The organism is Dictyobacter formicarum (assembly GCF_016587435.1).
This window is the reverse complement of record NZ_BNJJ01000037.1, coordinates 1-15437: the sequence shown is the minus strand read 5'-3', so window position 1 is coordinate 15437 and position 15437 is coordinate 1. Positions and strand designations below refer to the sequence as shown.

15 protein-coding genes and 1 pseudogene are annotated in these 15437 nt (G+C 54.8%); 5 read left to right on the top strand and 11 right to left on the bottom strand.

All coding sequences use genetic code 11. The annotated features are described in order from the left end of the window. Window positions 1-131 precede the first annotated feature (131 nt). The 4 genes and pseudogenes from JMI88_RS36495 to JMI88_RS36480 all read right to left on the bottom strand — a co-directional run bounded on the left by JMI88_RS36495 (window position 132) and on the right by JMI88_RS36480 (window position 6841). Entirely contained in the window at window positions 132-3245 is a 3114-nt protein-coding gene (locus tag JMI88_RS36495; protein WP_201366980.1) for a winged helix-turn-helix domain-containing protein, read from the bottom strand. 108 nt (window positions 3246-3353) lie between these two features. Further along, on the bottom strand, window positions 3354-5711 hold the full coding sequence (locus JMI88_RS36490) for a glycoside hydrolase family 65 protein (protein ID WP_201367033.1): 2358 nt from the start codon (window positions 5709-5711) through the stop codon (window positions 3354-3356). A 178-nt stretch (window positions 5712-5889) separates the two neighbouring features. Continuing rightward, window positions 5890-6553 (bottom strand): annotated as a pseudogene (locus JMI88_RS36485) (IS6 family transposase). Window positions 6554-6640: 87 nt separating this feature from the next. Next, entirely contained in the window at window positions 6641-6841 is a 201-nt protein-coding gene (locus JMI88_RS36480; protein WP_201366979.1) for a hypothetical protein, read from the bottom strand. Between the two features lie 783 nt (window positions 6842-7624). Here JMI88_RS36480 and JMI88_RS36475 point away from each other — a divergent pair. After that, the gene (locus JMI88_RS36475) at window positions 7625-8077 is read left to right on the top strand and encodes a CDP-alcohol phosphatidyltransferase family protein (protein WP_201366976.1); all 453 of its coding nucleotides are present in this window, start codon (window positions 7625-7627) and stop codon (window positions 8075-8077) included. Here the strand turns inward: JMI88_RS36475 and JMI88_RS36470 are convergent. Beyond that, a complete protein-coding gene (locus JMI88_RS36470; protein WP_201366974.1) occupies window positions 8072-8722 on the bottom strand; it encodes a DUF1684 domain-containing protein in 651 nt (216 codons plus the stop codon). The genes JMI88_RS36475 and JMI88_RS36470 overlap by 6 nt on opposite strands. A 510-nt stretch (window positions 8723-9232) precedes the next feature. Beyond that, window positions 9233-10012, bottom strand: a complete 780-nt coding sequence (locus JMI88_RS36465) for an IS6 family transposase (protein WP_201366972.1) — start codon at window positions 10010-10012, stop codon at window positions 9233-9235. Window positions 10013-10474: 462 nt separating this feature from the next. Here JMI88_RS36465 and JMI88_RS36460 point away from each other — a divergent pair, with 462 nt between their 5' ends. Continuing rightward, window positions 10475-10828, top strand: coding sequence for a four-helix bundle copper-binding protein (locus JMI88_RS36460; protein WP_201366970.1), 354 nt, complete (start codon window positions 10475-10477; stop codon window positions 10826-10828). A 174-nt stretch (window positions 10829-11002) separates the two neighbouring features. Further along, window positions 11003-11362, top strand: a complete 360-nt coding sequence (locus tag JMI88_RS36455) for a cupin domain-containing protein (RefSeq protein WP_201366967.1) — start codon at window positions 11003-11005, stop codon at window positions 11360-11362. Window positions 11363-11671: 309 nt separating this feature from the next. On the opposite strand, the gene JMI88_RS41020 is transcribed toward JMI88_RS36455, so the two are convergent. The 5 genes from JMI88_RS41020 to JMI88_RS36435 all read right to left on the bottom strand — a co-directional run bounded on the left by JMI88_RS41020 (window position 11672) and on the right by JMI88_RS36435 (window position 13611). Next, window positions 11672-11860 (bottom strand): IS3 family transposase, encoded by a 189-nt coding sequence (locus tag JMI88_RS41020; RefSeq protein ID WP_373324000.1) that lies wholly within the window; start codon window positions 11858-11860, stop codon window positions 11672-11674. A 69-nt stretch (window positions 11861-11929) separates the two neighbouring features. Continuing rightward, window positions 11930-12058 carry a hypothetical protein gene (locus tag JMI88_RS41015; RefSeq protein ID WP_373323999.1) on the bottom strand — a complete coding sequence of 43 codons (129 nt, stop codon included), beginning with the start codon at window positions 12056-12058 and terminating at the stop codon, window positions 11930-11932. Window positions 12059-12061: 3 nt separating this feature from the next. After that, window positions 12062-12493, bottom strand: a complete 432-nt coding sequence (locus JMI88_RS36445; RefSeq protein WP_236023224.1) for an IS3 family transposase — start codon at window positions 12491-12493, stop codon at window positions 12062-12064. Between the two features lie 90 nt (window positions 12494-12583). After that, window positions 12584-13138, bottom strand: a complete 555-nt coding sequence (locus JMI88_RS36440) for a transposase (protein WP_201366963.1) — start codon at window positions 13136-13138, stop codon at window positions 12584-12586. Next, window positions 13108-13611, bottom strand: a complete 504-nt coding sequence (locus tag JMI88_RS36435; RefSeq protein WP_201366961.1) for an IS110 family transposase — start codon at window positions 13609-13611, stop codon at window positions 13108-13110. The genes JMI88_RS36440 and JMI88_RS36435 overlap by 31 nt, the downstream gene beginning before the upstream one ends. A 160-nt stretch (window positions 13612-13771) precedes the next feature. On the opposite strand from JMI88_RS36435, the gene JMI88_RS36430 reads away from it, so the two are divergent. Together JMI88_RS36430 and JMI88_RS36425 are read left to right on the top strand one after the other, a co-directional pair. Further along, complete coding sequence (locus JMI88_RS36430) at window positions 13772-13984, top strand: hypothetical protein (protein WP_201364923.1); 213 nt, start codon at window positions 13772-13774, stop codon at window positions 13982-13984. After that, the coding region (locus JMI88_RS36425; protein WP_201366960.1) for a recombinase family protein at window positions 13977-15437 on the top strand (1461 nt) is incomplete at its 3' end. The genes JMI88_RS36430 and JMI88_RS36425, both read left to right, overlap by 8 nt.

Sequence of the window (15437 nt, the reverse complement as noted above, 5' to 3'; positions counted from 1 at the left end):
TCTTCCTTTCTGAAAGCACCTGTTTGCTTGATGTGCACATCATAGCTTTCAGATGGATGAGTTGGCTTCATGCGCGAGGATGATTGCATGCATGATTCGCACAGCACAAAACGAGGGAGCCAGAGGGATTGCTAAACCAGGTGAAGCTCGCGTGCGACTTCACTGGCGGCGGCGCGTGTATGGACGCCCAGTTTGTAATAAATGCTCTGGACCTGAGTGCGAACAGTATTGACCGAGACAACCAGTTCATTGGCGATATCCGCGTTTGAACGCTGCTGGACAAGGAGACGCAAGACGCGCCTTTCTTGCGGGGAGAGCGGCTCAATCAGGGATGATGCTAGTGTCTGAGTATCGCTTTGTTCCTGGGCAGGAAAGGCGCTCAGAAGGGCGCGCATATATGTGAGCAAGGGTTGCCCGTGAACCTGGGGCAGGAGGGAGCGCAAAAGGATCGCCATCTGCTCCCCGGCATCTAGGAATAGGCGCTGCGAGTTCCCGGCAAAAGCCCGCGTAAGGACTTCGCGTAGCAGGTGTAGGGCCTCTGTCTTGCGTTTGCTTGCGGTAGCGACCAACACCATCTCCACCTGAATCTCAAGCATGCGGCGCGTGTACTCTGCCTCCTGCGTCGCAAGAAGCAAGCGCTCAAGCTGACGAGATGCCTCTTCCAGTTTGCCCTGGCTGCGCAGCCAGCGGGCAACAAGCAACTCTTCCTCTATTTCCTGTGAGAAATTATGCTGAGGCTTGCGGCCAGTCGCCCAACGATGGATGGTTATCTGATCGCCAACGAAGAGCGCTAAACGCGCCTGGGCCATCTGGATCTCCTGTGAGAGGAGAGGTAAGGAGAGAGGTATCTTGTCGAGGAGGGCCGCGAGTTGTTGTTGGGCAACAAGGGTCTGGCCCTGTGCCTGTTGCGCACGGGCGAGGATGAGCGCCGCCCGTACCTCATGATACACCAGGTGCTGAGACTGACTGACGGTTATGGCCTCCTGTGCATATTGAGAGGCGCTTTGCAGTTCATTATTCTCGTAGCAGAGGGCCGCTAGGCCAGACAAGGCGCTGCAAAGCGCATAGACGGGTCCATCCTCCCTGGATGAAGTGAGGACCTGGCGATGCAGGGCGGTGGCCTGCTGGTTCTCCCCCTGCTCAAAGAAGACCTGGGCAAGTTTGATCATAGCGACGCGCTGGAAATAGTGATTCTCCACGGCCGCACACAGAGCCTGGGATTCAAGCAAGGCCGCGCGGGCCTCTGGGAAGTGCCCCGCCTCTATCCATTCTTCCGCCACGATGCTCAGGCTCAGGCCACGCCAGATAGCGTGGGTTCCCTGCATACCGGGTTGTCTTCCTTGCATCTGAGGCAGCCAATCCAGGGCCTGTTTCGCATATTGTGTTACGGCTGGCATGTCTCCCTGCCTCAAGGCAAGCAGGGCGCGAAAGGCATACAGTTCTCCAAGCTTCGTTTGCTGGTTCACTATGCGGAAACCATGTTCTGCATTATGTAAGAGTTTCTCAACCGAGCGCTGGGTTGCAGTATCGGGGAGCCATGATGGACTCCGAAACAATAGCGTCGTAGCATAACTCAAGCAGAGAACGGGTTGCTGCCCCAGAAGCGTGTCCGGGAGTTGTTTCAACCAGCTATACAGAGTATGAGGCTCCTGAATTTCGCCTGGGAAGATCTGCCCCTCGATGGAACGCTCGATTAAGCTCGCGGCTCGTACGTAATCCTGGGCATTCAGGGCCGTATCTATGGCCTCGCCAGGATAGCCATGGGCCTCATACCAGTGGGAGGCACGAGCAGCGAGCTTGCGCAATTGCTCTTCATCGAGGCGGCGCCGGGCCTCATGGCGCACGGCCTCGGCGAAAAGCGCGTGATACCGATACCATTGTCCGTCGTTGTGAAGCGGTGCCAGAAACAGGTCCAGGCGTTCCAGTTGTGTGAGCATGTTCTGGCTGTTGTCTTGCGTGGTTATCGCGTCACACAAGGAGGCAGTCAGGCGTGTGAGGATAGTGGTCTGGAGTAGAAACTGCTGTACCGGTTCTGGTTGCAAGGCAAGGACTTCGGAGACAAAGTACTCCTGGAGAGAGGCATTCCCAAGAGGAAAGCGAGCCAGCGCTTGCTCGCCCTCGGCGGGTGTGCTTGTTCGTTGGAGCGCGAGCTTTACCAGGTGGAGTCCCGCCCCCCAGCCTTCCAGTTGTGCATGCAGGCGCTGAAGCGTCGAGGTCTCCAGCGGGAACGAGAGCGCTTGTTGTAACAGAAGCGTGCTCTCTTCCTGCGAGAAACGCAGGTCCGCCGCGCGAATTTCATACAATGCATTGCGGGCGCGAAGGCGCGCCAGAGAGAATGGAGGATCGCTACGCGTGATCATGATCAGATGGAGCGTGGCTGGAAGATGCTCAAGGAAAAAGGCGAGCGTCTCGTGGATCAGTGGATTGGTAATGACATGGTAATCCTCCAGCACCAGAATGCCTTGCGTGGGCGCTTGAGCCAGCACGTTGAGCAAAGTGGTCAGCATAGCTTCCAGAGACGAGGGGAGAAAAGGCGGCTGTGGAGCCAGGGATGCCAGGGCCGTACGCACCTCTTGCAGATCCACCTGAAATGCCTGGCAGGCCGCGATCAGGTAGCGCCAGAAGCGTAGCAGATCATTGTCAGAAGCCTCAAGAGCAACCCAGCCAATCTCCGTAGGTGGCAAGCTAGCGCGTCGTGCCGCCAGCCATTGAGAGACGAGGGTTGTCTTGCCAAACCCGGCAGGCGCTGAGAGCAGAGTGAAAGGGACTTCACAACCAGCATCGAGCAGTGTCAATAAGCGTGAACGGTCGAGAAGAGAGGTATGCAGGCCCGGCGGAGACAGTTTGGATAAGAGGAGCGGAGATGCCTCAACGGGAGCCAGTTGGAGCGAGAGCGGCGCTTGACCTGGCTCTTCTAAAGCATATTGATGCGTATTCGGCGTACCTTCTAGCAAGCGAGCGATTTCCTCTAAACGCGCATATGTAAGGTCCGTCGTTTTGCCGAGATAGCGCTTGACGACGCGCTGATGCTGGCGCTGATACGCATACCAGTATATGCTCCCACGCTGCACCCGCTGCTTTCGAACGGTATAGCGGCTACCTGAACGACTGTGAAAGGCAAAGGAGGTGTTTTGCTCAAGCCACTCACTCGTGAGCGCTTGCTCGCTGGCCTGGTCACCAATAAAAAGGAGGTAGCTCTGATCATGTTCCGACCAGCGTAACTGAGTGTGGGCATACCTGGGCATAGACATTCCTTGTTACTAGATGAAGAAGGGGCATATCGTTGTTGCCTAACAGTTGTAACCCAACAAATATAGCACAGCTTGCCCTGTTAGGCAACAAAAATGGCCTATCTATCGCGCTTTCTTTGGACCTAAATTTTGTCCAAAGTAGCGACCCCCTGCTTCTGTGCAAATAAAGCTCATCGCAACTGGAGCGCGTCCTGGAGGCTGGGTGGGCCGCGGCCCTGCCTGGATGGGTGGGATGGGCCGAGTGACTGCGGAAGTCCTGGTCAAGGATAGTTCGTCGCCGTAGTGGCGGACGGTGAGCGGCGCACCGCTGAGCAGGCGATAGCTAACTTCATTCGCGCAGACATCGACCCGCAGACACCGGTTCCGGAACACCAACTGGAAAGCGAGCCGTGTGATCTGTTCTGGCAACCGCGGGGCGAAGGAGAGCATGCCGCCCTGGAGACGCACGCCACCGAATCCCATGACCAGCGCGGTCCAGGCTCCCGCGAGCGAGGCGATGTGAATGCCGTCGCGCACATTGTGTTCCAGATCAGAGAGATCCATGAACGCTGCCTCGCCGAGGTAGTCGTAGGCAAGTTGGAGTTGACCCACCTCGGCGGCAATGACTGCTTGCGTGGCTGCTGAGAGTGAGGAATCGCGCACAGTGAGCGGTTCATAGTAGGCAAAGTTGCGTGCCTTCTGCTCGGGGGTGAAGGCATCCCCACGCAGATGCATGGCAAGGATGAGATCCGCCTGCTTGATGACCTGCTTGCAATAGAGATCATAGTAGGGGAAATTCCGGAACAGCGGGTACTGCTCAGGCGTGGTCGTCGCGAAGTTCCACACCTTATGCTGGGTAAAGGTGTCATCCTGTGGGGTGACGCCAAGACGCTGGTCGTAGGGGATGAACATCCTCTCGGCCGCGTGTTGCCAGCTGTCTCTCTCAGCGGCATCTACGCCCAGGGCGGATGCGACTTCGGGATAGCGTTTCGCTGTTTCGGCAGCGGCGGAAAGGTTGTGCTGTGCCATGAGGTTGGTGTAGACGTTATTGTCGACGAGGGCGCTATATTCGTCGGGCCCGGTGACGCCATCGATGCGGAATTGCCCATCAGCGTTCTCGTAGCCAAGTGAATTCCACAGCCGTGCCGTCTCGACGAGGAGCTCCAGGCCCACCTCCTCTTCGAACGCTCGATCTTCGGTGGCCTCGATATACTGTGTAACCGCGTAGGCGATGTCCGCGTTCAGGTGGAAGGCGGCAGTACTCGCGGGCCAGTACCCTGAGCTTTCTTTCCCGTGGATCGTTCTCCACGGGAAGGCAGCACCGCGCCGTCCAAGCAGGCGCGCGCGCTCCCTGGCTTGATCGAGAATCGCGTGGCGCCAGCGAAGCGCATCGGCGGTGGCGTGAGGAAAGGTCAAGGTCACCAGTGGGAGGACAAACGTTTCGGTATCCCAGAAAGTGTGGCCATCGTAGCCAGGACCCGTCAGCCCTTTTGCCGGGATGGGGCGCTGCTCCCCTCGGCACCCTGCCTGCAGAACATGAAAGAGCGCGAAGCGCACCGCCTGCTGGATGTGCGGATCACCCTCGATTTCGACATCTCCATGCCCCCAGAACGTGTCCAGATAGGCACGCTGTTCAGCCAGGAGCCCTTCCCAACCAGTGAAGCGGGCGAGCGAGAGGGCAGCACTGACCTGGTCGTGCATCGCGGGCCGTGAGCGTTGGCTCGACCAGCCATAGGCCAGGAACTTGACAACCCGAAGCCGTTGGCCCGGCTGCAAAGGGGCTGTGATGACGATGCGGACGACATCGGGAGAGTGCTGAGACTCGACAAAGGTCTCGGGTGGCCCCTCAATCTGATGGTCCATCGCAGCACCGACCCGGAGACCGCTGAATCGGGTGTGATGAATCAAGAGCCCACACGTGCCCTGTGCCTGGTGCTCTTCGCATTCGAGCGAAGAAGGAAGCACGGTCCCTCCGCGCGGATCTTTGCCCATCACCGGGATCGTCTCGTTCGCGACCAGCTCCGACTGCACCACGACACGCACGGGAGCATCGAGTGGCTCGACCTCGTAGCTGATCGCTGCGATGGCTCGCTGCGTGAAAGACACCAGACGCACGGATGAGATGTTCACCGTGCGTCCCACAGGCGAGGTCCAGCACACGGTGCGGCGCAGCACGCCGTTGCGGAGATCGAGCACGCGCTCGTGACGCTGAACCTGGCCATAGCGGACGTCAAAGGGCTCGTCGTCAACGAGAAGGCGCATGATTTTGCCATTGGTGACATTGATCACCGTCTGTCCCAACTCGGGATAGCCATAGGCGGTCTCTGCATAGGGGAGAGGGCGCTGTTCATAAAAGGAGTTCAGGTAGGTGCCGGGTAGCCCGAACGGTTCCCCCGCATCGAGGTTGCCTCGAAGCCCGAGATGGCCGTTGGCAAGGGCAAAAATGGACTCGGTCTGCGCCAGAACGTCGAGGTGAAGCAGGGATGCTGAATCATGACGAACCCATCCATTCTGTTGTGCTGGAGCGTCGGAATACTCTACGGAGGTAGAGTACTCGTGTGAGGAGATATTGTCAACTTATTTGTAAAAATGAAAGATACTGATGAGTTATAAGGAGAAAAGCTTTGAAAAGGCTGTGGGAAGTGAGAGGTCTGGGTGGTTATGCGACTTGCTTGACGCCAGTTACCTCATTCCATTGCTGGAAGCGGTCCTGCAAAATGGCACGGTACTCCCTGGCACACAAATGATGCCTCCATGGTTGGAAATGTCTAGTGATGGGACCGAAGGCGGAAAGAAAGCGCTGCGCGTGTTTGGCAGACTTGAATCGCCGCATCTTCTTTTCGCGCAGTCGCGTGGGTTGATGCGAATTTTCCGCACGATTGTTCAACCCTTTGTGTGGCCGATGCTCCACCCCTGGTAAGATCTCACGTTTTGCCGCTTCGTAACTTTTCAGTTTATCGGTGATAATCACCCGTGGCGCGTATTGAAGCCCTTTGAGGAGCTTGCGAAAAAAAGCGTTTTGCCGCTTGCTTGTTGCGTTGGCTCTGCACCAGGATGTCCAGCACGTTGCCATCCTGATCTACAGCCCTCCAGAGAGAGTGCGTTTTCCCGCTGATCTTCAGATAGACCTCATCCAGGTGCCATGTGTCGCCACAACGAGGGCGGCGGCGACGTAACTCATTGGCATAGATCTGCCCAAACTTCAAACACCACTGCCGCACGGTTTCAGAGGTCACGACGATCCCTCGCTGTGCCAGCAGTTCTTCGACATCACGAAAACTGAGAGAAAAGCGAAAATACAGCCAGATGGCGTGGTTGATAATTTCCGGAGGGTAACGAAAGCCTTTCTATGTGGGGGCAACGACGTTTGTTTTCATGAGGTTATTTTTGCACCATGTTTCGCCACACCGTCAAGTTGACAATACCTTGTTGGCATCAGGCAGACCCCCACACGTGTCGATATGGGCCTGCCAGCCGAAAATGGTCGCACCATGCTCGGCGGCATACTGGTCTGCATAGATGTTGTTCCCCATCTTGGCATCATTGGCAACCAGAGAGGGATCTCTGGCCGAGCCACCAGCGTAGGCTTCATGCCAGTAAGCGACGGGCAAGAGGCCAGTCGCCTCCTCAAATTTCCTGCGGCTGGCTTCTACAAAGCGTCTATCGATACAGTTCGTAAAAAGCCTAATGGTTTGATGTCATGGTTCATATCGTCTCTCCTTCTTGGAACACCTGCGGAGATGAGGTCTCTGCACGTGCTCTCCGCATCCTCTGGGGTAGTGTTGCAAAAAATTAAAGCTCAGCAAATCGAGAGCATATATGAGCAGAGTTCACGAGGAAAAGACATAGAGCACTCACCCTTTCCTCTGAGAAAATGATTCTTATGCCGTAATTACTTGTTTCATTTTCTCAGTTCAAAATTTTTTGCAACACTCCCGAAAATCATACCGTCTCACGTTACGTCAGAGTCAAGCAGTGACTCTTATTTTAAAAAAGGGAAGCCCGCCAACCTACGTCCTTAGTAAAGGCCAATAAAAGGCATCTCTAGCCATTTGGGCTGCTGAGAGGATGGCATGGCGACGCGCAAACTCAGCGAAGGTAGTGGGACGAAGGCCCAACGCCATGTGTGTCTCGGAGTGCACGGTTGCTTCAGCCTTGCGCACAAATAGTGCTGAGCAGTTCAACTTGTTGGGCGAGAGACAAAGGCGCAAGAGCAATGAACGGTAGTGGCAGCGCAAAGGTGCCTTTCAATATGTTCAAACGAGTTCCGGTGAGATGCCATGCCATGTGACATCTGGACTGGCATATGTTGAGCACTATTTTTACGGAAGAGCCCTTTTACTGGGTACTTTACATCCTCACCTGGTTACGTGGATTAGGCGCATCATATCTATTTGGTAAGCTCATGGGCAGGCTGGTTGGCTCTGGCAATCTTCCTATGTGGCATCCTCGACGGGCGCATCGCCCGGCGCACAGGGACGCAAAGCGAACCGGGTCAGATTGCCGATGGCGAAACAGATTTTTGCCTCTACCTACCACTCACGATCATCCTAATCCAGAACGGTAGGTTACCACTCTGGGTCGGGATGATCATGCCCCTACGCTCCTTGCTTCCGCCGATGGCTGCCGTGTTAAGCTATCTGGCATTTGCGCATCCTGTACGCTTCGGCTCAACCCTATGGGGCAAAGCTGCCAGACTGGCACAATGCACCTATTTTCTTGCGCTACTCGCGCCAGCACCACTCTCGGTCCTGGCACGACTTCTGAGCATTTCATTGCTCAGTATCACAATCTGTTTGCTTCTAGCTGCACCTGTAGCGCAGTTTATAGCGAATATACGATCATGACCTTTCTTCCTTATAGTTTTTCTCGCCCGCTGGAATAGGTACATCAAGGCGGTTCTCGGCAGGGGCCAGAGGACAGACCCAGCGATCATTATAAGAACAGGAAGGATTATACGCATAATTGAAATCGAGAATGATCTGTTTTTCATCCTGGGCATTCGTGAAGGGAACGGGATCACTGCCTTTAATCGTATCGAAGAGGTAGCGCCCAGAGCCATACGTTTCCGATGTATATGTTGCATCACGAAAAGGGAGAAACATACCACCACCATATATGTTGAGCCAGTATACAGATAACTCCACAGGTATCTCACCAACCGTAAAGCGAACCAATCCGATGGTGGTCATTGTCATCGATTCACGAGCATCCATCGCGATGTGTTGCTGCTTCGGCTCAACATGAGTATCAATAGTCACTGCAAAACACATGGCAGGATTATAGGGAAAGTAGCGCAGGCCATGAAAATGACGACGCTGTTCCTCGTCAAGAGCGGATTGGGAATGCGTCAAGAAAAGGTGATCTTTGCTCTCCCGAAAACGCCGTAGAACGACAGCAGCATCTTCTCCGGCGCATAATGCCCTGTTACGCTCACGATAAGAGGCAGCCACTTGAGATCGGTAATCATACAATGCCAGGTAGTTGGACATCACATTCTCCTCAACTAAAAACGTTTCACGATAGGTGACATTGCATTATATCAGAGAGTGGGAATAGTGCTTGATTGTTTCCCAGCGGTGATTATTGCATAACCGAATTTTTGTGCCTTTATGGCTGTCGCTGCCGCATTCTCCTGAAAAGGGGAAACGTCTCGCTGGCTATCAAGCCACGTCCTCTTCGAGCGAGACTTTGTAGCCGAGCTTCTGAAGGCGCTTGACGGCCTGCTGTTACATAGCTTCATGTTCTCTTTGTTGGAGAACAGCTTCCCCTTCGGGGCGCAGGCCTCGTTACAAGAAGTGCTGGAGGCGGTGCCGCAGTTGGGCGATATGAACCAGGTGCGTCTCTGGCTCTGTGGCGAACTGCCCACCGATAGCAGTGGTTCGTATGAAGGGTGGGTACTAGCCAGGGAACTGCGCCAGCGGTATACCACCGGTGCCCGGGTTGTGTTGCAAAAAATAGGAGGAAAAGAAATGGAGCGTGAGTGGCCCGATCAAACGTTCTTAGGCTGCCACTCCAAAGAGCTTGGTGACGAGCGCAACCTGCCCTCTCACATCCCCTTTTGCCACGCTTTGCAGTTGCCCTTTGCGTATCATGTTCATCACCTCGAAGCCTTGTAAGGTTCGCCACGCTGTCTCGAACGAGAAAAAGCCCATGCCAGGTTTGGCCAACCATTTGATGAACCGATGGTCCTGTTCAATGAGATTGTTGAGGTATTTCACCTGCCTCAATTCCACATGTTCAGGCAAGGCTCCTGCAGCTTTGAGATCAGCAACGGCCTTGGGATAGGCCGCGTTCTTATCGACGCTGATCACTCGAGGAGCTGATGTGGCAGGGTTGGCCGCAATCGCTGGCTGAGCCATCTGTTCCTCGACGAGATGAGATTGAGGAGGTTCATCAGCGGTGGAATGGAGTGCTTTGAGGAAGAAACATGCGGCCGCCGCGGCATCGCGCGTCGGACTCAAGAGAAACTCGAGTGTGTTCCCCTCGGAGTCGACGGCTCGGTAGAGATAGAACCAGACGTTCCTGATTTTGATGTACGTCTCATCCACTTTCCAGAAGTCGTTGCAGGCTTTGAGATGTGCTCGGCAGCGCTTCTCCAGTTCGGGGGCATACTGCTGCACCCAGCGGTAGATCGTGGTATGATCGACGTGCAGACCCCGTTCGAGCATCATTTCCTCCAGGTCGCGATAGCTCAAAGCATACCGCAGATACCAGCGCACGCAGAGCACAATGATGTCGGCCTGGAAATGACGCCATTTGAACGGATTCTGCTCGGTCATGTTTGATCCTCTTTGTTTTTTTCTCTCAACCTTAGCAGATCCGTTTACTTCGTGCAACACAACCCTTCCTTCCTACCAGAGACAAGCATCATTTGACCGTGTTTCGCATCCTGGTTCTCCTCGATGATCTGGTATCAACAGAGGAGGAAACAACCATCTTGGAGAGCCGTAAAGGTCGCACACGCGCCGCGCCCCATGCTGCGATTTCCTTGCCAACCGACAATCGAGACCGTCCTTTCCCTGTCTTCGGCGATGTTGGAGCAGATCAGCGGTAAGCTCTTATCATCAACCTGCTTTGACACCTGTCTCGGACGGTTGGATACATCAGTTTGGAACAGGGTGGTATGCTAACAAGGGTGACCGCCGAGAAGTGGTCCTTTGTTCTCTGAGAGACAAGCAGTGAAGTGTTTTCCCTGAACGATCTCGATTACTCTGTTTACTCTCGACACAGGAGGATGACGTATGCAAGCAACGAATCAAGCTGTTCAACAGGCTATTGATGACTGTAAAGAGTGTCATGCGATCTGCGTCCAAACGATCCAGCATGATATCCAGCACGGTGGTCCCCACGTAGCGCCTGATCATCTGCGGCTCTTAGAGGACTGTGCTCAGATCTGCCAGCTCAGCGAAGATCTCATGCTGCGTAGTTCCCCTTTCTCTCCGGCCATTTGCGAGGTTTGCGCTGATGTGTGCGATCGGTGCGCCGTGTCCTGTGATCAGGTGGGAAAAGGCACTGATGCCCAATTGAGAGCCTGCGCTGATCAGTGTCGGCGCTGTGCCCAATCCTGTCGGCAGATGGCACACATGCGACCATAAATGTGTTTCTGCCTTCGTTTTTTTGCAACACAGCCGTGTATGTTGCTCTCCAACATCGTCCTTTTGGTCGATGACTTCTCGCGCATTTCGCCCTACACTAGAAGCAGGCCAAACACACCTGTCCTGGCTGAGACAAAGAAAGGAAAAAAAGATACAGAAAGAAGGTGCAGATTCATGAGTTGGAACCAGACGGTTGAAACCTCGAAGGTCCAGGCTATACCGGCACCATTTCCCAACACCAAAGGGACTATCACGCTCAAGATTTTGAACAGTGATCAGTCCTTAGGTCCAGCAATGGCTTTACTGAGAATGGAGCCGGGGAGCGAGATTCCAAGACATCTACAGGAGCGAGTAACGGAAACGCTGTATATCCTTGATGGTGATTTCATAGACGAAGGCACCTCATATCCGGCGGGCACGGAACTCAATGTCAAGCCGATGGTGCCTCACGGTCCGCATACGACGCAGAATGGCTGCTCCGTTCTGGTCATGTTCAGCTATCCGTCTGCTCTCGATGATTTCAAATTGGCCTGAGTACACATATTGCCCAATAATATAGAGATTCCGACCCACGACATGATGAAATTTCTTGTATAAGATCACACATGGATCACCACTATAGCGCCAGGACGCGCCATAGTGGCTGGTCAACGTATCATAAAAAAGCACCTGTAGGATCTTCTTCCATGTGCTCAACCACACCTCCAAACTCGGCAGAGATGTAGGGATTATCAACATCACTCCTCTTCCTTCAAAGATTCATTATAGATGACAAAATCAACAACTCGCTGTCTCTCTGTTCCTAGAATTGTCCCAGAAAAAAGGAGTCGGAAAGATTGAAAATTATCTGATCTCTGACGCTTTTGCCTGCTCAAAAGTACGCGGACTTTGATATTGTAAGGTAGAATGCAAACGAACCGGGTTATAGAAGCATTCGAGGTATTCGAAGATGGCGGAACGGGCCTGCTGCCTCGTTTGGAAACGAACCCGATTCGTACATTCCTTCGCGAGCGTGGCAAAAAATGCCTCCATCGCCGCATTGTCCCAACAGTTGGCGGCCCGACTCATACTGACCTGGCATCCCAACTCGGCCAGCAGCGCCTAATAGCGCTCGGCGGTAAATTCAGACCCACGATCAGAATGATGCAACAAGCCTCTTGCTGGATGCCTTCTTGCCACCGCCATGCGCAGCGCCAGTTCAGTGAGATGGCTATCTTCGGTGGCAGCCATGGCCTAGCCAACCACCATCCGTGAGAAGACATCGAGAATCACAGCCAGATAGAGCCAACCCTCTGCTGTGGCGACGGCCTTGGTATCGGTGATCCAGGTGGTATTGGGCTCCTCGGCGTGAAACTGCCGGTTGAGGAGATTGGGCACGAAGCGTGCATGCGGATCGCTGGTGGTTGTTGGCTTGCGCGAGGGCTTCGTTTGTGCCGACAAGCCCAATTGCTGCATCAGCCGTGCCACGCGTTTGCGGGAACAGGCGATGCCCCGCTCCCTGAGCACTGCATAAATCCGCGGACTGCCATAGAGGTGGCGATGCTCCAGGAAAATCTGCTGGATCAGCGCGGATAAACAGGCATCTTCTCGGCAATGCTGACTGGGCTCGCGGTTTTTCCAGGCATAATAGCCACTCTCTGAGACCTCCAACGTCTTGCAGAGCAGCGTGATCGGGTACTGCTCAGCATACTCAGCAATGAAGGGAAAGGTCAGAGTTGGCTGCGCGAGAAGACACCCAGCGCTTTCCTCGGAAAATCACCCTGCAGCGGCAAGAGAAACGGTGTAGCCGAGTTGCTCCAGACGGCGTACATGATAGCGTTGGACTTGCTCAGTATCCAAACGATCAAAATAGTCCTCACCCAGTTCCTCATAGGGCTTCTTCTCTTTCAATACATGATAGATGATCGTCAGAATGCTATGAGCGACGGCCATCACGGCTCGTCGTTTCCCTTTCCGTCGGGCGAACCGATGATATTGTGCCGCCAGATAGGTCTTGGTGCGGGTAATACTCCAGACCACCTCGGCCAATACCGCGCGCAGATAGGGATTGCCTTTGGTGATCTTATTGCCCAAACGCTTGCCAGCGCTCTGTTTGTTGCCCGGGGCAACGCCTGCCCAGGAGGCGAGATGCTTGGCGGATGGAAAACGCGACATATCGGTACCGATCTCGGCAATGATGGTGGCAGCGGCGTTCGCTTTCACCGAAGGAATACTTTGCAACAGTTGTACTTCCTCTGCGTATGTTCCTAAGCGTTGATCGATCTCGGTCTGTACTTGCTCTAGAGCGTCATCGAGAAAATCAATATGCACCAGGATCTGGCTGATGAGAAAGCGATGATGCGGTTGAACAAAACCTTCAAGAGCGCGACTGAGAGCGGCTTTCTTCTTACACAAGCTGCCCGAGCCAACTCTGCCAAAACCGCAGCATCCTCGCAGCCGGCAGCCATCGCTTGCAGCATGGCTCGTCCACTGACCCCAAGCACATCGGTGACGACCGAGGCGAGTTTGACGTTGGCTCCTTCCAGCGTCTTCTCCAGGCGGTTGACCTCTTGCGTGCGCTCTTTCACGAGCCCTTTGCGATAGCGGGTAAGCTCGCGCAGTTCTCGGATAGGTTGAGGTGGAATGAAACTTGCTTGCAGCAGTCCATGGCGAAGGAGATCAGCAAGCCATTCGCTGTCCTTTATGTCCGTCTTCCTGCCAGGAACTGCTTTCATATGCTGTGGGTTCACCAGGATGGTGGTCCGTCCTTCTTCCAGCACATTCCACACCGGGTGCCAATACACGCCTCCCCCAATGTTACAAAAAGGGTGCTAGACTGGGAGTATACGAGAGAGATCCTGCAGAGCGACCTTCGCGCTCGTGCTGGAGACCAGCATCGCATCCTGCCTCACAGCTCAAGCTTGTCCCACGAAGGCCCTATTCCTCAGGGTCCAGGAGCTGCTCATGTTCCAACAACGTCATTGGTCCAGCCGATCCCTGGAGGTGCTGACCATGTATGAGCCGCACCGCTTCCACCAGCAGTTCCTCCAGGCCGCCTATGCCCTGGTGGTTCCAATGCCCTGCAGACACCTGACCACCGTTCCCCAGCAGGTCTCTGTTCCCAGGAACAGAGACCGAAGCCTGGTGCGCACGCAGAAAGGAGCGCGCGATGACTGAACAACACGTGGCCTTGTATGCTCGGGTTTCTTCCGAACAACAAGCCGAAGCCAAAACCATTGAGAGTCAACTGGATGAGATTCGCGAGCAAATCACTGCAGATGGCATTGATCTCACCAGCATTTTGGAGTTCGTTGATGATGGGTACAGTGGCTCGACGCTGGTGCGACCAGCATTGGAGCGGTTACGTGATGTCGCAGCAGCCGGAGGGATGGATAGGCTCTATGTCCAGTGTCCTGATCGCTTCGCCCGCAACTATGCCTATCAAGTCTTACTGGTTGAGGAACTCGCGCACCAAGGGGTCGACGTCATCTTTCTCAACCGGCCCCTGGGGCGGACCCCAGAGGATCAGTTACTGTTGCAGGTCCAGGGAGTGATTGCCGAATACGAGCGAGCGAAATTTCTCGAACGCAGTCGGCGAGGCAAACGCCATGCAGCCCAAGAGGGTCGTGTTGGGATTCTCTGCCACTCTCCCTATGGGTATCGCTACGTGAGCAAACAGGAGGGTGGTGGTGAAGCACGCTATGAAATTGTGTGGGATGAAGCCCGTGTCGTGCGGCAGGTATACACCTGGGTCGGCCAGGATCGTTGTTCCATCAACGAGGTCTGCCGTCGTCTGCATCAGGCTGGGCTTCGCACACGGACAGGCAAAGAGTATTGGGATCACAAGACTGTCTGGGATATGTTGAAGAACCCGGCCTACAAAGGCGAAGCCGCCTGGGGCAAAACCCGTTGGGTACCCAATGGTCCACGCCTGCGCGTGCCGCGAGGCAAACCCGCGCAACCGCGCCGACCGTTCTGGGGCAAAGACGCCCCGAAAGAAGAATGGATTACCATTCCCGTTCCGGCTCTGGTTGATCCGGCTCTCTTCGATGCGGTGCAAGAACAGCTCGAGGAGAATCGGCGACGGGCACGCATCCCACAGAAGGGCAGCCGCTATCTGTTGCAGGGGTTGCTGGTTTGCGCCCAGTGTGGGTATGCTTATCATGGTTGCACCAATAACGAGCGCAATGCCTACTATCGCTGTAGTGGCTCGATGAGCCTGACTCGTTTCGGGGGCAAAAGGCGCTGCTGGAACAGAGAACTACGCATGGACCAGACCGATGCCGCGGTCTGGCAAGAAGTGTGCCATCTGCTGGCAGAACCAGAGCGACTGGCGCAGGAATATCGCCGACGCTTGCAAGCCCCAAAGCAGTCGCACGAACCGGAAGGGTTAGATGCACAAATGGGCAAGCTCCGCCGAGGAATCGCCCGATTGATCGACAGCTATGCGGAAGGATTTATTGACAAGCAGGAATTTGAACCGCGAGTGACACGTATGCGTGAACGACTTCACCATCTGGAAGAGCAACTGCAACGCCTCAAAGAAGAAGCCGCGGGGGAAGAAGAACTGCAGGCCATTCTCGAACGCCTGGAAACCTTTGCAGCCAAAGTCAACGATGGACTCCACGAT